This is a genomic window from Filimonas zeae (assembly GCF_014641615.1).
GTDB lineage: Bacteria > Bacteroidota > Bacteroidia > Chitinophagales > Chitinophagaceae > Filimonas > Filimonas zeae.
This window is the reverse complement of the sequence record NZ_BMIB01000006.1, coordinates 174310-192815: the sequence shown is the minus strand read 5'-3', so window position 1 is coordinate 192815 and position 18506 is coordinate 174310. Positions and strand designations below refer to the sequence as shown.

Here is an 18506-nt window from a genome sequence, read left to right as displayed (position 1 = left end):
TCTGCTGTTTACGATTGTGGAAGTACTGGCAAACGGTTTATTAATAATTTAACAGCTGTTGGTTAAGGCTATACAAATTCTGTAATTTAGCCGCATGAGTTACTATATACGTGTTCTGGGAACAAAGAACCCCGATATTCATCTGGATGAACTGCTGGATGCACTGGAGGCAGAAGGCCTGCGGGCAAAGTTTGGTGTGGCCGATGATGAAAAACCCGAAAAGTGGACTTCTATTGAAGTATTGAGCGATAAAGAAGAAGTGCTGATAGAAATAGAACGCAACCCGGTGGTAAAAGGCAATTTTGGCCTGGAAGAGCTGGACGAATTCCGCGAAACCATTCTGGAGTTTAAACCGCTTTCTGCCGCTAACTGGCTTAAAAGCTTTTTTGATAAAGTGAAGGTGATTTACGCGCTGCAGCTGACAGAGCTGGCGCTGGAGCCACAGCACTACCCCATTATTACTACCATACAGTCTGCCTTATGGCAAAAAGCAGAAGGCATATTACAGGCCGATGATGAAGGCTTTTCCAATGAAGAAGGCTACCATATTCTGTGGCAGTTTTCTGATGAGGTAGATGGTCCGTGGAACTGTGCCGTGCTCAACAGCAATGGCCAGTGGGAGAATTTTACCATGGAACTGAGCGATAAAGCACAGCAGGAAGCCTTTATGGCCGGTAAGGTACCGGATGGTGCCACACGGGTTTCGTAGCCAGGTTATAAAAAGAAAAGATTGTTCAAACGCCACTGACATAGGGTTGTCAGTAGGCGTTTTTTTCTTTGTATAACAAAACAGAAACTATGACAATCATTCAATTTTTACAGCAGCAACTGGAACAGGAAGGCAATACCACCCGCAGAATGTTACAGCGTATTCCGGATGATAAGCTGGATTGGCAACCGCATGAAAAAAGTATGACTATTAAAAGGCTGGCCTCGCATATAGCAGAACTGCCTACCTGGATAGGAATGGTTTTACACACCGATGAACTGGATTTTGAAAACAACCCTTACCAGCCCGTAGATATTACCAGCACTGCTCAGTTACTGGAGTTTTTTGAGAAAAACCTGGCCGAAGGAAAAGCACAGCTGGTGGGGGCAAAAGAAGAAGTACTGGATAAAATATGGACTTTGCGCAGCGGTGCAAACATCTTCAGCGCAGAGCCCAAAGTGGCGGTAATGCGCATGGCCTTAAGCCAGATCATTCACCATAGGGCGCAACTGGGGGTTTACCTTCGGTTGCTGGATGTTCCTATTCCCGGAAGCTATGGGCCCAGTGCTGATGAAAATAATTTTTAAGCATATGGTGCGGCGGCTCTGTGGTGCTATTGTATGGCTTATACGGCTGCTACACACCTTACTGCAACAGATGTTGTATGGCATCTTTAATGCCTATGAATAGCCAGACCAATAAAATAATCAGCAGGATTAGGGCAAGCGTAAATAATATTTTTAAGCGCTTTGCCTCTTTCCTGGCTTTTTCTGCACTGGCTGCTTTTACATGCAACGGAAGCATTTTTACTGAAGTATTAATCAAAAAAGGCACCAGTACTATATCGTCCAGAAATCCTGCCACCGGTATAAAATCCGGTATAGCATCCAGCGGGCTTATCAGATAAGCCAATGTTAGCACCACTATAGCTTTGGAGGCCAGCGGTGTTGCCGGGTGCCGCAGGGCAAAATACAGTACCAGCACTTCCTCTCTGAAAATGCGGAACCTTCTTTTTATAAAATCGCCGATACGCATGCTTTGTTGTTTTTGAGTGCTTACAGCCAGGAAAACACTACCACATTTTTGGCCGCCTGCTGCTAAATGTATTGAAAATGTCGTGCCGGAAGAAGCCTGCTTTGCATTAACCGATAACCCTGCCCGGCAGCGCCGGATTGCTACGGGTAAACCCTATCTTTATAACAGTGCCAATGCACTGTATATTATGAGAAGCTATACAACTATTTTGCTGTCAGCCGTACTGGCCGGTTCAGCTGCTTACGCACAGCCGCGTACGCAACCCCCGGGTTTTAATACCTCCCCAACACAAAAACCAGCTTTACATGGTAAAAACTGGATGGCTATTACGGGCAAACCACTGGCCGCTACTGCCGGCGCTACCATTTTTCAGCAGGGCGGCAATGCAGTAGATGCTGCCTGCGCCATGCTGGCCGCCACCTGCACCATGTGGGATGTGTTAAGCTGGGGGGGCGAAACGCAGGCGTTGATTTACAACCCCAAAACAAAAAAGGTAATAGGTATTAACGCAATGGGGGTTGCCCCTACGGGTGCTACAGCGGATTTTTTTAAAAGCAAGGGCATGGGCTGGCCGCCGGAGTTTGGAGCATTGGCTGCCACCACCCCCGGTACGCCTGGTGGCATTTGTACCATGCTGGCAGAGTACGGTACTATGAGCCTGAAACAGGTGCTGGCACCCGCCATGCAAATGGCAGAAGGCTACCCTATAGAAGCGCAAACCGCCAACTCTATTCAAAAGAATAAGGAAAAAATTAAAGAATGGCCTTACTCCAGAGCCGTGTTTCTTACCCATCCTGGTGAAGAGCGCGAAGCTCCCGAGGCTGGTGAAATATTTAAACAGAAAGAGCTGCTGGCCACGCTGCAAAAAATGGTAGCTGCTGAACAGGATGCACTGAAAAAAGGCAAATCCAGAAAGCAGGCCATCTACGCCGCATACGACCGTTTTTACAAAGGCGATATTGCCCGTGAGTTTGTACGTGGTTGTCAGGAACAGGGCGGACTGATTACTATGAGCGATCTGGCCAACTGGAAAGTAATTCAGGAAGAGCCGTTGATGGTAAACTACAAAGGCATTGAAGTATATAAGTTACAGCAGTGGACACAAGGCCCGGCAATGCTGCAGGCGTTAAACATACTGGAAAACTTCGACCTGAAGGCTATGGGTTATAACTCGCTTAAATACATTCATACTTTATACCAGACCATGAGTATGGCATTTGCGGACAGAGATTTTTATTATGGCGATCCCAATTTTCCACCCGCAGAACCCATGAAGGGCCTGCTGTCAAAAGCATATGCAAAACAACGGGCAGCTACTATAGATACGGGTAAAAATGATCCGCGTATAACACCGGGCGATCCCTATCCGTTTGAAGGTAAAACCAATCCCTACCTGGCGTTGCTGCACAAAACCTATGCGGCATCTGATAAACCGGTAGATGAAGCCTATCTGGAAAAACAGTGGCTGGGCACTACCTCGGTAGAAGCGGCGGACAAAGAGGGCTGGGTGGTATCTGTTACCCCCAGTGGTGGTTGGGTGCCTGCCTGTATTGCCGGGCATACCGGGGTAGGCATGAGCCAGCGTATGCAGAGCTTTGTATTAGATCCGGCTTACAATCCGTTTAACGTGGTTGAGCCAGGCAAGCGCCCGCGCGTAACCCTTACTCCCACAATGGCGCTGAAAGATGGCAAACCGTATATATCCTTTGCGGTACAGGGTGGTGATACCCAGGATCAGAACCTGCTGCAGTTTTTCCTGAACATGGTCGAATTTGGTATGACGGTACAGCAGGCCACAGAAGCCGCCAACATCAATACCGATCAGTTATACCTTTCCCTGGGTGGGGAAGAAAGAAAACCCAAACCCGGCTCCATTCTGTTAAACAACAATACCCCGGAAGATATCCGCGTTAAGCTGAAGAACATGGGCTATCTTCCGCGTTATGAAGCCAGAACCTCAGGCCCGGTAAACGCCATTTACTTCGATTGGAAACATGGCAGTTTCTGGGGCGGGTCCAGCAATCATGGCGAAGATTATGGCATAGCATGGTAATACACTTTCCCGTTGAAATAACTATAGGCCGGCTGTCGGTTCCGTTACATGCTGTAATGGAAACAGCCGGCTTTTTCATTGGCTTCCGCTACTTTCTGTACCTGCGCAAAAGGCAAACAGATAGCATTGAAACTACCAACCGCATGATGATTATCCTGGGCGCCATTTTCGGCTCACTCCTGGGCAGCAGGTTAATTGGCGGGCTGGAAAATCCTGAACAGTTGCTAAGCGCTTCCAATAAACTGCTGTACTTCTACACTAATAAAACAGTAGTGGGCGGCTTTCTGGGTGGCCTGTTTGGGGTAGAGGCCATTAAAAAAGCCATAGGGGAAAAGCAATCCTCCGGAGATCTGTTTGTATTTCCTATGCTGCTGGCGTTAATTATAGGCCGCATAGGTTGTTTCAGTATGGGCATATATGAGGAAACTTACGGTAATGTTACCACGCCGCCCTGGGGAATGAACCTGGGCGATGGGATGAGCCGCCACCCCGTAAGCCTGTATGAAATGGTGTTTCTGATAGCGTTATGGATAGGGTTGGTACAATTGGAGAAACGCCGTAAGTTGCTTAGCGGCGCACGATTTAAACTGTTTATGGTGGCCTATCTGTTGTTTCGACTGTTGCTGGATATTATAAAGCCCCATTACTATACCGTTATTCCTTTCTCAGTAATTCAGCTTACCTGTATAGCAGGCCTGTTATACTATTATAAAGTGTTGCTGAATCCAAAAAAACAGCTATTTTACCGGCAATAACCACCTGAATACTATGCCGGAACGCCCGTACACTTACTACGATTTTACCGTGAGCCTTTGCCCGGAATGCCTGCGGAGAATTGATGCCAAAATTGTGTTTGAAGAGAATAAAGTGTACATGCTTAAAACCTGCCCCGAACACGGTTTCAGTAAGGTGCTGATAGCAGGCGACGCTACGTACTATAAAAACATCCGCAATTACAACAAGCCTTCCGAAATGCCGCTACAGTTTAATACAGACACGCATTATGGCTGTCCGTACGATTGTGGCCTCTGCCGCGATCATGAGCAGCACAGCTGCCTTACCGTGGTGGAAATTACAGACCGCTGTAACCTTACCTGCCCCACCTGCTATGCCATGAGTTCGCCCCACTATGGCCGCCACCGCACGGTAGAAGAGGTGGAGCGTATGCTGGATATTATTGTAGCCAACGAAGGGCAGCCCGATGTGGTGCAGATAAGCGGCGGCGAACCTACCGTGCATCCGCAGTTTTTTGAAATACTGGATATTGCCAAAAAGAAACCCATCAAACACCTGATGGTAAATACCAATGGCATTCGGATAGCCAAAGACCCGGAGTTTGTAAAACGCCTGGCCACCTACCAGCCCGACTTTGAAATCTACCTCCAGTTTGATTCGTTTAAACCGGAGGCCCTGCAAAAGCTGCGCGGTGAAGATTTAGCGGAAGTACGGGCCAAAGCGCTGGAACACCTGAACGAGTTTAACGTGTCTACCACCCTGGTGGTAACCGTGCAAAAGGGGGTTAATGATGATGAAACCGGTAGTATTATTGACTTTGCGCTGAAACAACGTTGTGTAAGAGGCGTTACTTTTCAGCCCGTGCAGATAGCGGGCCGCCTGGATAAGTTTGATCCGGCTACCGACCGTATTACCATGACGGATGTGCGCGACCAGATACTTACCCAAACCAACGTATTTCAGCCCAACGATCTGATACCGGTGCCCTGTAACCCCGATGCGCTGGTAATGGGCTATGCGTTAAAGCTGGGCAATCAGGTATTTCCTATGACGCGTTATGTAGATCCTGCCCATCTGCTTCACAACGGCAGAAATACTATTGTATACGAGCAGGATGAGGCTTTGCATAAACACATGCTCTCTATATTCAGCACCGGTATTTCTGTAGATAAAGTGCAGGATAACTTTAAAGAGTTACTATGCTGCCTGCCACAGATACATGCACCGGGGCTGGGGTACGACAACCTGTTCCGCATTATTATTATGCGGTTTATTGATGCCTGGGATTTTGACGTGCGGGCTATTAAAAAAAGCTGTGTACATATTGTACATAAAGACGGGCGTATTATTCCGTTTGAAACCATGAATCTGCTGTATAGAGATGACAAGGAAAATCATCTGCAGCAATTACAAAAAGAAAGAACATTTGTAAACGCTTAACAGAAGTATATGAGTAAATTCTGGAAGGTGGCGCTGCTGGTTTGCCTGGGTAATTTTTTAATGCTGGGCCTGGCTTTTACCAGCGAGGCTTTTATGGCTATAGGCGTAATGTTGCTTATAGGCGAGTTTTTTGGAGGGCTTATTCTTTGTTTTATGCAGGAGTACCGCACCATGGGCGCAGGCATGCTGGCAGGCTTTGGTATGTTTGTGTTGATTGGCTTTTCTGCATGTACCCTTATGCTCAGTGGCCTGGGCAATATGCACTAGCCTATAACTGCTCCAGCTTTTTTACTTCAATATTGGCTTCGGTACTTTCTTTTTTCAGGCTGGCGCGCAGCAGGGCAAACAGGCTCATGTATATGTTGGCCACCCACACCAGTGCAAACCCGGCAATAAGGTAACCGCGCCATCCGGTAAGCAACAGCTGAAAATCGGTCAGAATCAGCATAAAAATGGTTACATAATGGCTGAAACAGTATTCACAGGTAAATAAATAAAATACTTTACGTTTGAATAAAGTTTTGCTATGCTTACTTCTGTCAATACAATACTGCCGCGGTTCCAGAAAAACCTCTTCATGGGTTACGGTCCAGGCAATGCATGCTATGGGCAGTGCCAGTAAAAACAGCCAGAGTATTTGCGTAAGAAGCGGCATAACTACTCAATAATAACAGTATATGAGTGAAATGAAATTATATATGTTTTTACTGGGATGCAAGCCGGCGGGCAGGCATACGGAGCAGCACGACATTTTCTTTGGAGTGGGCGCGTCTGTGAAAGAACTGGTACCTGCTATCAAAACTTTCTGGCCGGAGGGAAAAGAGGGCATCCACATCGATGCGTGGCGCGAGGTAACACGGGTAAACGGATACCGCGTTACGGTGGTGCCGCTGGAAGCTGCTCAGCCGGATAATGCCGGAAAGCTCTTTTTTCTGAATCTGGGTGGATATAAAGCCGGCGAGTTTGAAGAGTATCATTACAAGGTTCTTTCTATAGCTAACGATAAAAACAGTGCCATAAAAGAGGCAAAGCAATTGAGCTTTTTTAAGCATTCAGCATCAGCCCATGTGGATGATAAATATGGGGTAGACGTGGATGACATGTATGAAGTTGCCGATATTTTACCCCAATCTGCAAAAGCGCAGTTCCATTTGCAGATTGAAAAAGCAGAATATGCTGACACTGAGGATGTTTTACATCTTGGGTATTTTAAACTAAACAGCTTCTAAAATGTTGTACCAGTAACATGAAAACTGCAATCATTATTGGCGCCACCGGCCTGGTAGGTAGCGCGCTGCTGCAACTGCTGCTCTCAGACAACCGTTTCTCCAAAGTAAAAGTACTGGGCAGAAGTGCTACCGGTGTTACCCACGAAAAACTGGAGGAGCACCAGATTGATTTTGGAAAACCCCAGCTATGGAAACACCATGTGCAGGGGGATATACTATTTTCCTCCCTGGGTACTACCATGAAGCAGGCCGGAGGAAAGGATGCGCAGTACCGGGTAGATTATACCTATCAGTTTGCAGTGGCCTCTATTGCGGCTGAAAACAAAGTGCCGGTATATGTACTTGTTTCTTCGGTTGGGGCCGATAAAGATGCAAAGCTTTTTTACCCCCGCATGAAAGGCCAGCTGGATGAAGGTGTAAGCCGCATTCCCTTTACCAGCATTAACATTGTAAGGCCTGGCCCCCTTTACGGCCCGCGTAAACAAAAGCGCACCGGCGAAGGCTGGAGCATTGCACTGGTAAAAGTGCTCAACAGCATCGGTATTTTAAAAAAATACAAACCAATTTCTTCAACAGAAGTGGCAAAAGCCATGATTACTGTAGCCATAGCCGCCAAACCTGGCGTAACTATTTTTGAAAACGGGCAGCTTTTTAAGTTATAAGCTAGTAACATCGTTTGATGAAAAGCAAAGGCCCGGAATGTGTTGGACATTCTTTGACATATGGGATAAGCGCATTATACATAAAGACAGGGCCTGAGAAAAGCGGTGCTTCTCAGCCCTGTCACTTTTATCAGCTATAGCCTTACAGCTTATAACCGATGCCTATTCCAAATACCCAGGGGTTTATTTTGGTGGGGGCGCCTATATTACCCAGCACACTGTTTAACTCAGGATGTGCAGAAGGGGTAAGGTTAGACGCATCTACGGTTGCATCTGTTTTCAGAAATATCTTTTTCACATCTATGTTCAGGTATAGCTTTTTGCTGATGTCGTAATCTATACCCAACTGAGTGGCAAAGCCAAACTTGTTTTGGTAAGAAACATTCTTTACCACCGGCCCGGAGCTGGCATTGTAAAAAATGGTGTAGTTAACACCGGCACCCGCATAGGGTTTAAATCCGCAACCCAGCGGTAAATGGTATTGCAGCGTTAAAGTGGGTGGTAACAGCCAAACCTTACCCAGGTCTATATCGGCCGAAGAAGGGCCGCCAATGGCAGACAGGTCAGAACCTTTTGTGCCAACCGTATGTCTGGAGGTACCCAGTATCAGTTCCGCAGCAATGTTTTTAGTAAAAAAATACGTAAAGTCAAGTTCCGGAATATAAGCAGCTCCAATACTGATATCGCCACCTACTACGCCAATACCGGCGCTTTCCTGTGGTACTATACCCAGGCCCCTGGCCCTTATACGCCATTCGTTGCTTTTCTGACTAAACACTGAAATACTACCTGCCAGCAAACAACCCATGATGAATAGCTTTTTCATAAATGATGTTTTGATTAAGAATTCAAAGCTATCTGTGGTACGTACACCGGTAAATGATGTATAACATCTTAAATCTTGACACTCATCAGTTTTCCCGGCAAAACAATTGCTGTTATTCTTTGTACTTATACCTACATAAAACCATAAACAATGAACACGGCTACTACCTACAAACCCACTTACACACTGGGAAGTGATATTACCATAAACAGAATGGGCTATGGCGCTATGCGCATTACCGGAAAAGGCATCTGGGGCCCGCCCGCAGATAAAGACGAAGCCATACGCGTATTGCAGCGTGCAGTGGAGCTGGGAGTGGATTTTATTGATACGGCAGACAGCTACGGCCCGCATGTATCGGAAGAGCTGATTGCCGAAGCCTTGTATCCGTATGCAGATAATCTGGTAATTGCCACCAAAGGTGGTTTGCTCCGCACCGGGCCTGACCAATGGCCGGTAAATGCCCACCCCGATCATTTGCGGGAAGCGCTGGAAGGAAGTCTGGAACGTTTAAAGGTAGATAGTATTCAGTTGTACCAGCTGCACCGTATTGACCCTAACGTGCCGTTTGAAGATTCGCTGGCCTTTTTACAGAAAGCGCAGGAAGATGGTCTGATACAACATATCGGCTTGTCTGAAGTAAAAGTGGCAGAGATACAGAAGGCACAGGAATATGTGGATATTGTATCTGTACAAAATATGTACAGCTTTGATAACCGTAAGTGGGAGGCCGAGCTGCAGTTTTGTAACGATGAAGGTATCGGTTTTATTCCCTGGTATCCTTTAGGCGGCGGCAACAGCGAGGCGCTTACCAAACTGGAGCAGTTTGCACAGAAGAAAGGCGTGAGCCTGCATCAGCTGGCGTTAAGCTGGTTGCTGCATTACTCACCCAATATTCTGCTGATACCAGGCACCTCCCGCGTAAAACATCTGGAAGAAAACATTGCAGCCGCAGCCATTTCCCTTAACGAAGAAGAAATGGAACTGCTGGAAAAAATTGCAGGCAGGTAAAAGGCTATAACAGCCTTTTTACACTGTCCAGCCGCTTATCTACCACCAATATACCTGGCTGTTTGCCTTTTTCAAAGCTGCCCAGTTTGTCGTGCATGCGTAAAGCCTGTGCGCCGTTAAGGGTGGCCCATTGCAAAAGCTCGTTCAGCGGTATATTGGGCAGGTGGGTGCGCAGGGTTTGCAGTTCGGAAAGTATGCTCAGCTGCCAGTTGCTGGCCAGGCTGTCTGTTCCTATAGTAATGGCACACTGGTTCTGGCGTAACTGTTCTACATGGGGTAGCCGGCCCTCAATATATAAATTGGCATTGGGGCATAAGGTCCAGTACAGCGTTTGCTGCCTGCCTGCCGCCACCTGCTGGGCAAAACGGATATCGGTTTCTGTGGTGCAGGTATTGTGCACCAGCAATACCGCCGCCGGCTGCGTTACCTGGGGTAGCCAGTGTTGCAGGGATGAGCAGCCGGGGTGCTCAAAAAAAGAAATGTCTGCCCCCAGCTGAGTGTATAGTTGCCGGAAACGGGAAATGCCATTCCTGAAAAAAGCATCTTCTTCCGGTGTTTCCTGGTTGTGAACAGAAATTACCTTACCCGCAGAAAAGCCATTAATCAGTTCAAACAAAGCATTGGATACCGAATAGGGCGCGTGCGGGGTAACAGCCGTTTGGTGCTGCCCGGTAGCCGGTAGCTTTTCTGTAAAGCTGTTATAGGTTTTTACCGCCTGCTCAAACCGCAACGGGGCCGATTGGGGTATAAATCCGCTTACTTCTATAAAGTTGTACCAGTGCAGCGGGCTTTGTGCCTTTTGGGTAATGGTATGGTCAGTATTACAAATGTCGCCTACCGCTACAATGCCGCCGGCCTGCATATCGGCTTCGGCTTCTGCCATGGCAGATTGTATCTTTTCCGGGGTGAAATTCCGTTGCTGCATTACACCGGTTACAAAATCTACCAGGCCGGTTTTTTCCGGTAGCAGCCCTTTCATATGGCTCAGTTCCAGGTGGCAGTGGGTATTTACAAAACCAGGGCAAAGCAGCCCCTGGTGCTGCTGCACATCTGCACCCGCCTCTGTGGCTGGTATAATTTCCTCAATAATACCTTTCTCATTGGTTACCAGAACCTGGTGGGCAGGCAATATTTCCCGGCCGTTGAATATCCCTTCTCCCTGAAATTTTAAATATGCCATACGGTAAAGTTACATGACACGCTGCATGCGGGCGAAAACTCTTAATTTTGCCGCCACTTCAGGCGTATGCAATAAAAATTGTACCACCTGAAGCGGTAAACCATACAAGATGTTAGACCAGTTAGATGCCATAAAGGCACGTTTTCAACAAATCGGTATTGCACTCACCAACCCCGAGATTATCAATAATCAGAAGGAGTTTGGTCAGAAAAGTAAAGAATACAGACAATTAGAAAAGATTGTACAGCCTTATGAGGAGTATCGTAGGGTAATGGACGACTATAACTTCAGCAAAGACGCGCTGAACGGTACTGATGAGGAGCTGCGCGAGCTGGCAAAGATGGAGCTGCCCGAGCTGGAGGAGAAAAAAGTAGCATTGGAAAAGCTGTTGACCAAACTGCTGATACCCAAAGATCCGCAGGATGATAAGAACGCTGTACTGGAAATACGGGCAGGAACCGGTGGCGACGAAGCTTCGCTGTTTGCAGGAGATCTGCTGAATATGTACCTGCGCTATTGCTCTAAAAAAGGCTGGAAAACTGCTGTGGTTAGCGAAAGCGAAGGCACCGTAGGCGGCTATAAAGAGGTGATGGTGGAAGTAACCGGGGAAGATGTATATGGCACCCTTAAGTTTGAGAGTGGTGTACACCGTGTACAGCGTGTACCTAATACCGAAACGCAGGGCCGTGTGCATACCTCTGCTGCTACCGTGGCCGTAATGCCCGAAGCAGAAGAAGTGGATTTTGAACTGAACCCCGCCGATGTTAAAATGGAAACCTCCCGAAGCGGTGGTGCGGGTGGACAGAACGTAAACAAGGTGGAAACCAAGGTGATGTTAACCCACATACCTACCGGAACGGTGATCATCTGTCAGACTGAACGTACCCAGTTAGGTAACCGCGAAAAGGCTATGACCATGATGCGTACCAAGCTGTACGAAGAGCAGGTGCGTAAGCAGGAAGATGAAATTGCCCGCCAGCGTAAAACTCTGGTAAGCACCGGTGACCGTAGTGCCAAAATACGCACGTATAACTGGCCGCAGGGCCGCGTAACCGATCACCGTATCGGCTTAACCTCTTACAATCTGGATGCGGTGGTAAACGGAGAAATTGAAGAGTTTATTGAAGCATTGCAGGTAGCGGAGAACGCGGAAAAAATCACCAAACAAAATTCTTAACAGCAGGGCTGTATCAGATTTTATTATATTCATCCAATGGAACAACTGTTACAACAGATTGAAGAACTGAAGCAGGAAATTGGTGCCTTTGCCGGTACTGAAGCGGATGTTGCAGAACAATTTCGTATTAAATATCTCGGTACCAAAGGCGTTATCAAAGGCCTGATGGGTGAGATGAAAAATATTCCCAACGACCAGAAGAAACAGTTTGGACAGGTGATGAACGACCTGAAACAACTGGCTGAGGAAAAATGGGAAAGCCTGAAACAGGCAGGTGGTTCCGGCGAGCAGGCGGGTGTTGATTTTGACTGGACCTTACCCGGTACGCCGGTAAATGCAGGTGGCCGTCACCCCATCAGCATTGTACGCAACCAGATTGTATCCATCTTTAAAAGACTGGGATTTGCCGTAGCAGAAGGCCCGGAAATTGAAGACGACTGGCACAACTTTACTGCACTGAACATGCCGGAAAACCATACCGCGCGTGATATGCAGGATACGTTTTACATTCTGCAGAACCCGGATTGGGTATTGCGTACACATACCAGCAGCGTGCAGGCACGTGTAATGGAAAAGCAAAAGCCGCCTATCCGTATCATCTGCCCAGGCCGTGTATACCGTAACGAAACCATCAGCGCCCGGGCGCATTGTTTCTTTCACCAGGTAGAAGGCTTGTATATTGATGAGCATGTAAGCTTTGCTGATCTGAAGCAGACACTGTACTTCTTTGTACAGGAAATGTTTGGTAAGGATGTTAAAATCCGTTTCCGTCCGTCTTACTTCCCGTTCACAGAGCCCAGTGCCGAAATGGACATCAGCTGTACCGTATGTGGCGGTAAAGGCTGCTCTCTGTGTAAACACACCGGCTGGGTAGAAATTCTGGGTTGTGGCATGGTGCATCCTAAAATGCTGGACAACTTTGGTATCGACTCTAACAAATACACCGGCTTTGCCTTTGGTATGGGTATGGAAAGGATATGCCAGCTGAAGTATCGTGTAAACGATCTGCGTTTATATTCACAAAACGATGTCAGGTTCCTGGACCAGTTTACAGGAAGTGTTTAAATAGCTTATCAAGCCCGGTGCCTCAAACACCGGGTTTGTTTTTCCTGAGGCTTCCTGATTGCTGCGTACGCTGCGCTTTACCTTACCGGCTTCACGGAAAAGTATAAGCATTAGTTAAAATAGTATTCACAGGCGGGCTACCCTTGCCCCTAGCTTTGTGCTACTATTTATTGCCGTATGAAACAACTGTTATCTACCGCTTTACTGGCTGCCTGCATAAGTGTTACTGCCTCTGCGCAGAACGGCTTGTTGCCTGCCGATACTCACGCCACTCCGGAAATGGTGCATCTGTATCAGAATATGAAACGCATGGCTGCTACCGGCTATTTCTTCGGCCATCAGGATGCACTGGCCTACGGTGTTCACTGGAAATACAACAAAGACAGCTGTGATGTTAAAAATGTAACCGGCGATCATCCCGCAGTATATGGCTGGGATCTGGCAGGTATAGAAAGCGATCAGGCCAAAGACCTGGACGGTGTACCTTTTAAAGAGCAGCGGAAATATATAAAGCAGGTATATGAGCGCGGTGGCATCAATACCTTCAGCTGGCACATGCCCAGCCCGTTAGGTGGTGGTAAAAACGCCTGGGATACCACGCACAACACCGTAGCCACCATATTACCCGGCGGCGAAAATCATGAGCTGTATAAAGGTTGGCTGGATAAAGCAGCGGCCTATATATCCACGCTTAAAGGCAGCAAAGGCGAACCCATCCCGTTATTATTCCGGCCTTTTCATGAACTTACCGGTAACTGGTTCTGGTGGTGCCGCAACACCTGTAGCGATATTGAATTTGTTACACTCTGGCGCTTTACCATCTATTACCTGCGCCAGGTAAAGAACCTGCACAACCTGCTGATTGTATACAACACCAGCGGTGGCTTTGAAACCGCAGACCATTTTCTGGCCCGTTACCCCGGCGATGATATGGCAGACGCATTAAGTTTTGATACCTATCAGTATGACGACCCTGCAAAGAGCGATGCTTTTGAAAAGAACTGCGAGCGTGATCTGGCAGTAATAGAAAAGATTGCCAATGAAAAAGGAAAACTGTTTGCCATAGCCGAAACCGGCTACGAGCAGATACCCTATGCCCGCTGGTGGACAGACAAACTGCTGAAAGCAATAGGCGACCATAAAATATCGTATGTGCTGCTATGGCGCAATGCCGGCTGGAATGAATACATGAAGCCCCCGCGCATGCATTACTACGTGCCATACGTAGGTGATGTATCCGCAGAAGACTTCAAACATTTCTATGCTTTGCCACAAACCTTCTTTCAACAGGAGGCTACGGATGCAAAACTGTATCAACCCCCTGTTTTATAAAGCGGAGGTGCCTACAGGTCGCCCAGTTGCGGACGCAGAATAATATCTTCCACACAAGCCTGTGGCGATAAAAAGGAAGCTGCATAAATAAGTGCTGCCACATCAGCCGCTTCCATAATGCGCTTAGGATCTACACCTGAGCCACTCCAGGAATCGGTATATGCAGCACCGGGATATACGGCGGTAACTTTAATGTTATGCGGCTTCATTTCTTCCCGCAGGTTTTTAGAAAACCCTGCCAACGCAAACTTGCTGATGCTGTAGGCGCCACCGTTGGCATACGCCTGTAAAGAGGCAATAGAGCACATGTTAAAAATATGACCCTGCGCTGCCTGCATCATCGCAGGCAGCAAAGCGCGGGTTAGATTATAGGCACTGTAAAGATTGGTTTCTATCATTTGCTGTAAAGCGCCCGCCGGTTCGCTGTGTACACTGCCGGGTATAAACTGCCCCGCATTGTTTACCAAAACATCTATGCGAATGTTCTGTTGCAGTAACCAGTTAGCAAACTCCTGTACTTCGGCCGGTTTACTTACATCGCAGGCATAGTATTGTACATTGGTACGTGGAAAACGGCCTTGCAGCTCCAACGCAAAAGCTCTCAGTTGCTCTTTGTTACGGGCGCATAAAAAAATGCCGTGTCCTTGTTTGTCTTCACCAAATTTCTCGGCAATCGCTCTTCCTAATCCTTTAGATGCTCCTGTTATTACAATATTCATAGCCTGCTGTATTTATCAACGGAATGTGAATTTTAAAGCAACAAATATCGGGCAATCCTTTTATCCGGCAGGTAAGCAATACCTTTGAGTATGGCTGAATACAAACATATCTTCTTTGATCTGGATCACACCCTGTGGGATTTTGAGGCGAATGCACGTGACACACTGAGGGAACTATATGCCCATAACCAGCTGGAGGCACGCGGAGTGCATGATATGACCCTTTTTTTTGAACGTTATAGTTTTCATAATGATCGTTTGTGGGACAGATACACCAAAGGATTTATTAAACAGGAAGAACTACGCTGGAAGCGGATGTGGTTTACCCTGCTGGATTTTAAGATAGGCGATGAACCTTTATCCAAAACCATGTCGGTTCAGTTTCTGGACCGCCTGCCGTACCGCACCAACTTGTTTCCCTACACCGTAGAAATATTGAATTACCTGCGCGATAAAGGTTACCGTATGCACCTCATCACCAATGGCTTTGATGAAGTACAACGTTGTAAGCTGGAAAGCAGCAACCTCACCAGCTACTTTGAAGAGATGTTCACCTCACAGCGGTGCAACAGCCTGAAGCCGCATAAAGAGATATTTGAATACGCGTTGAAGGCAACCGGCGCTTCGGTATCAGAGAGCATTATGATTGGCGATAACCTGGATGCAGATATACAGGGGGGAATGAATGCAGGGCTGGATACGGTGTTCGTAAATCATCTGAATGTAACGCCGCATGTGCAACCAACTTATACGGTGCTGCACCTGAAAGAGCTGGAAGCTATCTTTTAAGTTAGAGGATAGTGCAGGCAGGTATTGGCTGGGAGACTATATGCCTGCCAGTAATAAAGCATAACGTAAAGAAATAACGCAGGCTTAAACAGTATTGATGTTGGCGGTTGCGTGTAAGGAATAAAAAACGTGGGTGTATCATACTTTGATACACCCACGTTTTAATTTTTTTGGAACGGAATGTTGTTATATCCACAACAGGCAACCGTTTGTGTATATAGATACTATACTAACTCTTGCTGAATAAGATTTTAGCTTTAGAAAAACCATAAGCAGCTTTCAGCAATTCTGTAATCAGCGGCCACTGCTGCGCGCTCACCTCACTCTTGTTAAAGGTTTTGCGTACTTCAATAATCACGTTGTTATTGTCAATACGGCCTTTAACAGTAAAAGAGCCTGCTTCGTTTCTTACTTCTCTGGAAAGGCTTTCTACACCACGGGCGGTATAACCGGCAGGTATGGGGCAGGTTATATTGTAGTTATAAGCGCGGGCATATTCCAGATATACCGGCAGGGTGCGGGTAAGTTCTTCTTTCTTCAGCTTGCCCTGCGAGCCGCCTGCCAGGTTGGGAATAGACAGCAGCAGATCATCACCCACGGTGTTAACCGCATCGTCCAGCGTATAAATCTCGTTGTACTTTAATACGTTCTTCTTAAAGCTGCGGCCATCCTGCATCAGTTTAAAAGAGGCGTAGTCGGTTACGGCAAAGTCGTAATAGTCCTCTGCCATCGCCTTCATCATTTTAGGTTTCTCTTCGCGCCACTCTTTCTTTTGCTCATTAAAGTTGCTGATAGCTTTCGCTTCCTGCTGGGAGTTCATACCTTCCCACATACCGGTGCCATCGTAGTTGCGGAAGTCAGTTTCCATAAACGGCGTATAGGCCAGTATCTCATCGGTTAAATCATCTTTAACCAGGCCCTGTGCTTCTACTGTTTTATCTACGTTCAGCAGGTCGCTGGTTTCCGTATGATTCAGGCTTACCTTAATGTTGGCAATAAGGGTATTGGCCAGTGTGTCAGACTGTGGCAGAGGCTCTATAGTAGGCTTGCCTTCTTCTTTCAGCGCGTTAAAGCGTACAGAAGGGTTACCACATACCTCCGAGGGCAGCTCTTCCGGGTTGCGGTGCTCATCCGGATTGGCGTAGTATTTATTCTTACAACGTATCAGCCATTTCAGTTCCTGTGCAAAGGAAGCCGCTTCAATGGTGGTTTCGTTGTTGGCAGTAGTTACAATAATCTCGTGCGCAATATCATTTTTAGCCAGCAGTGCAGAGTAGATTTTAGCAAAAGCAAAATCGCTCCAGTTGTTATACAGCGTTTGAGCGCGTATGCTGTAGTAAGCTTTACGCACATACTCATCATCAGTGGTATTGGTAATGCCTTTCTTTTTCATGCCCTTGTAAATGCCCTTAGCGGTTTCTTCAAAGTTGGCTTTCAGGCCATCTGTATACTCACCGGTAGTACGCAGCTTACCAGGGTTAAACCAGAAGGTTTTTGCTTTTTCAGATAATTGCTCCAGGGTAATATTGCTCTTAGGGTCTTCGTTGTCTTTAAACCACACCAGGTTTTTGCTATTGTTACGGGCATATACTACCTGAAACTTTACAGAAGGCAGTTGCAGCAAACGGTTTACAAAACGTCCGCGGGTAAGGGCGTCGCGGTTATTATCCGTCCAACGGTATACCTTGTTGCCTTTGGCAGTAGTTTGTATAAAGTCAGGTGCGCCTTTCTGGCTTTTGTAGCTTACGTAATAACGGTCGTCTTCGGTAACAACTTCCAGCACCTGTTTTACCACAGGCAGACTTCTGTTACACAGGTAGTATACTGGCTGAAACTCTTTATAATCCGGATTCTGAGAATACTTCTGAGTGTTAAAGTTTACGTACTCGTACTCAATAATATCGCCCTCTTCCATATCAGGCACCGCTACTTTATAAAAGGTAGGGCGGTAGCTATAGCTGGGCCTGGAGTCGGTATAGCTGGTAAACAGCGCCGGTACTGAAGAAGGGTTCTCTACCCGTACCGCGTCTGTAAGGTCTACTGTTGTTTGGGTGCCGTCTTTTTTAATTACACGGGCGGTAAAAGCATCACCCTCTGCACTCAGGCGGAAGTACAGGATGGAATAGTTTTCTACGGCAAACTTATCCTGCAGCAGAATCTTCCTTCTTTCTGTTTCCTGTACCAGAATACTGGTTTCGTTAATGGTGTTGGCCAGTACAATGGAAGTGCCTAAGGTAAAGGGGGCATACAGCAGCCCCAGCAGGTTACGGCCTATACGGCCTCCTACGCTCAGGCTTTTTTTATCAAAGCTGAAACTGGTTTTCTGGGCCAGTATTACGGCGCTCTCTTCCTGCCAGCTGGTGGCGTTGGCAAGGCCTTTAAAGTCGTCGTCTGTATCTTCCAGCAGCTTTGCTTCTTTGTTGTTTTTTTCCAGCGCATCCAGCGCCTTATCGGTAATGCGCTGCTGCGCAGTTACAGAAGTGGTGATAAGGCTGAATGCAAGCAGACTATATACAATGGGTATCATGTGTAAAGGTTGATTGG

The 18506-nt window shown here is 47.1% G+C and carries 19 protein-coding genes; 13 read left to right on the top strand and 6 right to left on the bottom strand.

Annotated elements, in window-relative coordinates:
- The first annotated feature begins 94 nt into the window (after nt 1-94).
- Together IEY13_RS26895 and IEY13_RS26890 are read left to right on the top strand one after the other, a co-directional pair.
- On the top strand, nt 95-709 hold the full coding sequence (locus tag IEY13_RS26895) for a hypothetical protein (RefSeq protein ID WP_188958310.1): 615 nt from the start codon (nt 95-97) through the stop codon (nt 707-709).
- Nucleotides 710-798: 89 nt separating this feature from the next.
- Nucleotides 799-1296, top strand: a complete 498-nt coding sequence (locus IEY13_RS26890) for a DinB family protein (protein WP_188958308.1) — start codon at nt 799-801, stop codon at nt 1294-1296.
- A 58-nt stretch (nt 1297-1354) separates the two neighbouring features.
- On the opposite strand, the gene IEY13_RS26885 is transcribed toward IEY13_RS26890, so the two are convergent.
- A complete protein-coding gene (locus IEY13_RS26885) occupies nt 1355-1744 on the bottom strand; it encodes a YkvA family protein (RefSeq protein ID WP_188958306.1) in 390 nt (129 codons plus the stop codon).
- 82 nt (nt 1745-1826) lie between these two features.
- On the opposite strand from IEY13_RS26885, the gene IEY13_RS26880 reads away from it, so the two are divergent.
- From IEY13_RS26880 to IEY13_RS26865, 4 genes are read left to right on the top strand one after another with little or no spacing between them, the layout of a single operon-like run.
- A complete protein-coding gene (locus tag IEY13_RS26880; protein WP_229688036.1) occupies nt 1827-3797 on the top strand; it encodes a gamma-glutamyltransferase family protein in 1971 nt (656 codons plus the stop codon).
- Entirely contained in the window at nt 3791-4552 is a 762-nt protein-coding gene (locus tag IEY13_RS26875) for a prolipoprotein diacylglyceryl transferase (RefSeq protein WP_188958304.1), read from the top strand. Before IEY13_RS26880 ends, IEY13_RS26875 begins: the two co-directional genes overlap by 7 nt.
- Nucleotides 4553-4565: 13 nt before the next feature.
- Nucleotides 4566-5972: a radical SAM protein gene (locus IEY13_RS26870; RefSeq protein WP_188958302.1), complete on the top strand. Its 1407-nt coding sequence runs from the start codon at nt 4566-4568 to the stop codon at nt 5970-5972.
- Between the two features lie 9 nt (nt 5973-5981).
- A complete protein-coding gene (locus IEY13_RS26865; protein WP_188958300.1) occupies nt 5982-6239 on the top strand; it encodes a hypothetical protein in 258 nt (85 codons plus the stop codon).
- 1 nt (nt 6240) lies between these two features.
- Here IEY13_RS26865 and IEY13_RS26860 read toward each other — a convergent pair whose 3' ends face one another.
- Nucleotides 6241-6627 (bottom strand): hypothetical protein, encoded by a 387-nt coding sequence (locus IEY13_RS26860; protein WP_188958298.1) that lies wholly within the window; start codon nt 6625-6627, stop codon nt 6241-6243.
- 22 nt (nt 6628-6649) lie between these two features.
- On the opposite strand from IEY13_RS26860, the gene IEY13_RS26855 reads away from it, so the two are divergent.
- Together IEY13_RS26855 and IEY13_RS26850 are read left to right on the top strand one after the other, a co-directional pair.
- Nucleotides 6650-7201, top strand: coding sequence for a DUF1543 domain-containing protein (locus tag IEY13_RS26855; protein WP_188958296.1), 552 nt, complete (start codon nt 6650-6652; stop codon nt 7199-7201).
- A 17-nt stretch (nt 7202-7218) separates the two neighbouring features.
- A complete protein-coding gene (locus tag IEY13_RS26850) occupies nt 7219-7863 on the top strand; it encodes an NAD(P)H-binding protein (RefSeq protein WP_188958294.1) in 645 nt (214 codons plus the stop codon).
- Between the two features lie 142 nt (nt 7864-8005).
- On the opposite strand, the gene IEY13_RS26845 is transcribed toward IEY13_RS26850, so the two are convergent.
- Nucleotides 8006-8689 (bottom strand): OmpW/AlkL family protein, encoded by a 684-nt coding sequence (locus tag IEY13_RS26845; protein ID WP_188958292.1) that lies wholly within the window; start codon nt 8687-8689, stop codon nt 8006-8008.
- 150 nt (nt 8690-8839) lie between these two features.
- Between IEY13_RS26845 and IEY13_RS26840 the strand changes: the two genes are divergently transcribed.
- A complete protein-coding gene (locus tag IEY13_RS26840) occupies nt 8840-9700 on the top strand; it encodes an aldo/keto reductase (protein ID WP_188958290.1) in 861 nt (286 codons plus the stop codon).
- 4 nt (nt 9701-9704) lie between these two features.
- Here the strand turns inward: IEY13_RS26840 and IEY13_RS26835 are convergent, their stop codons facing one another.
- Nucleotides 9705-10880, bottom strand: a complete 1176-nt coding sequence (locus IEY13_RS26835) for an amidohydrolase family protein (RefSeq protein ID WP_188958287.1) — start codon at nt 10878-10880, stop codon at nt 9705-9707.
- Nucleotides 10881-10989: 109 nt separating this feature from the next.
- On the opposite strand from IEY13_RS26835, the gene prfA reads away from it, so the two are divergent.
- The 3 genes from prfA (at nt 10990) to IEY13_RS26820 (ending at nt 14454) form a co-directional block, all read left to right on the top strand.
- A complete protein-coding gene (prfA, locus tag IEY13_RS26830) occupies nt 10990-12057 on the top strand; it encodes a peptide chain release factor 1 (RefSeq protein ID WP_188958283.1) in 1068 nt (355 codons plus the stop codon).
- Between the two features lie 36 nt (nt 12058-12093).
- On the top strand, nt 12094-13122 hold the full coding sequence (pheS, locus tag IEY13_RS26825; protein WP_188958281.1) for a phenylalanine--tRNA ligase subunit alpha: 1029 nt from the start codon (nt 12094-12096) through the stop codon (nt 13120-13122).
- Nucleotides 13123-13299: 177 nt separating this feature from the next.
- Nucleotides 13300-14454, top strand: a complete 1155-nt coding sequence (locus IEY13_RS26820; protein WP_188958279.1) for a glycoside hydrolase family 26 protein — start codon at nt 13300-13302, stop codon at nt 14452-14454.
- 11 nt (nt 14455-14465) lie between these two features.
- Here the strand turns inward: IEY13_RS26820 and IEY13_RS26815 are convergent, their stop codons facing one another.
- Entirely contained in the window at nt 14466-15173 is a 708-nt protein-coding gene (locus IEY13_RS26815) for an SDR family NAD(P)-dependent oxidoreductase (RefSeq protein WP_188958277.1), read from the bottom strand.
- 90 nt (nt 15174-15263) lie between these two features.
- On the opposite strand from IEY13_RS26815, the gene IEY13_RS26810 reads away from it, so the two are divergent.
- Nucleotides 15264-15962: a YjjG family noncanonical pyrimidine nucleotidase gene (locus tag IEY13_RS26810; RefSeq protein ID WP_188958275.1), complete on the top strand. Its 699-nt coding sequence runs from the start codon at nt 15264-15266 to the stop codon at nt 15960-15962.
- 229 nt (nt 15963-16191) lie between these two features.
- Here the strand turns inward: IEY13_RS26810 and IEY13_RS26805 are convergent, their stop codons facing one another.
- Nucleotides 16192-18489, bottom strand: coding sequence for a DUF3858 domain-containing protein (locus tag IEY13_RS26805; RefSeq protein ID WP_188958273.1), 2298 nt, complete (start codon nt 18487-18489; stop codon nt 16192-16194).
- Nucleotides 18490-18506 lie beyond the last annotated feature (17 nt).

Coding starts and splice junctions, on each gene's coding strand:
- IEY13_RS26895 (WP_188958310.1), top strand. CDS start 95: ATGAGTTACTATATACGTGTTCTGGGAACAAAGAACCCCGATATTCAT.
- IEY13_RS26890 (WP_188958308.1), top strand. CDS start 799: ATGACAATCATTCAATTTTTACAGCAGCAACTGGAACAGGAAGGCAAT.
- IEY13_RS26885 (WP_188958306.1), bottom strand. CDS start 1,744: ATGCGTATCGGCGATTTTATAAAAAGAAGGTTCCGCATTTTCAGAGAG.
- IEY13_RS26875 (WP_188958304.1), top strand. CDS start 3,791: ATGGTAATACACTTTCCCGTTGAAATAACTATAGGCCGGCTGTCGGTT.
- IEY13_RS26870 (WP_188958302.1), top strand. CDS start 4,566: ATGCCGGAACGCCCGTACACTTACTACGATTTTACCGTGAGCCTTTGC.
- IEY13_RS26865 (WP_188958300.1), top strand. CDS start 5,982: ATGAGTAAATTCTGGAAGGTGGCGCTGCTGGTTTGCCTGGGTAATTTT.
- IEY13_RS26860 (WP_188958298.1), bottom strand. CDS start 6,627: ATGCCGCTTCTTACGCAAATACTCTGGCTGTTTTTACTGGCACTGCCC.
- IEY13_RS26855 (WP_188958296.1), top strand. CDS start 6,650: ATGAGTGAAATGAAATTATATATGTTTTTACTGGGATGCAAGCCGGCG.
- IEY13_RS26850 (WP_188958294.1), top strand. CDS start 7,219: ATGAAAACTGCAATCATTATTGGCGCCACCGGCCTGGTAGGTAGCGCG.
- IEY13_RS26845 (WP_188958292.1), bottom strand. CDS start 8,689: ATGAAAAAGCTATTCATCATGGGTTGTTTGCTGGCAGGTAGTATTTCA.
- IEY13_RS26840 (WP_188958290.1), top strand. CDS start 8,840: ATGAACACGGCTACTACCTACAAACCCACTTACACACTGGGAAGTGAT.
- IEY13_RS26835 (WP_188958287.1), bottom strand. CDS start 10,880: ATGGCATATTTAAAATTTCAGGGAGAAGGGATATTCAACGGCCGGGAA.
- prfA (WP_188958283.1), top strand. CDS start 10,990: ATGTTAGACCAGTTAGATGCCATAAAGGCACGTTTTCAACAAATCGGT.
- pheS (WP_188958281.1), top strand. CDS start 12,094: ATGGAACAACTGTTACAACAGATTGAAGAACTGAAGCAGGAAATTGGT.
- IEY13_RS26820 (WP_188958279.1), top strand. CDS start 13,300: ATGAAACAACTGTTATCTACCGCTTTACTGGCTGCCTGCATAAGTGTT.
- IEY13_RS26815 (WP_188958277.1), bottom strand. CDS start 15,173: ATGAATATTGTAATAACAGGAGCATCTAAAGGATTAGGAAGAGCGATT.
- IEY13_RS26810 (WP_188958275.1), top strand. CDS start 15,264: ATGGCTGAATACAAACATATCTTCTTTGATCTGGATCACACCCTGTGG.
- IEY13_RS26805 (WP_188958273.1), bottom strand. CDS start 18,489: ATGATACCCATTGTATATAGTCTGCTTGCATTCAGCCTTATCACCACT.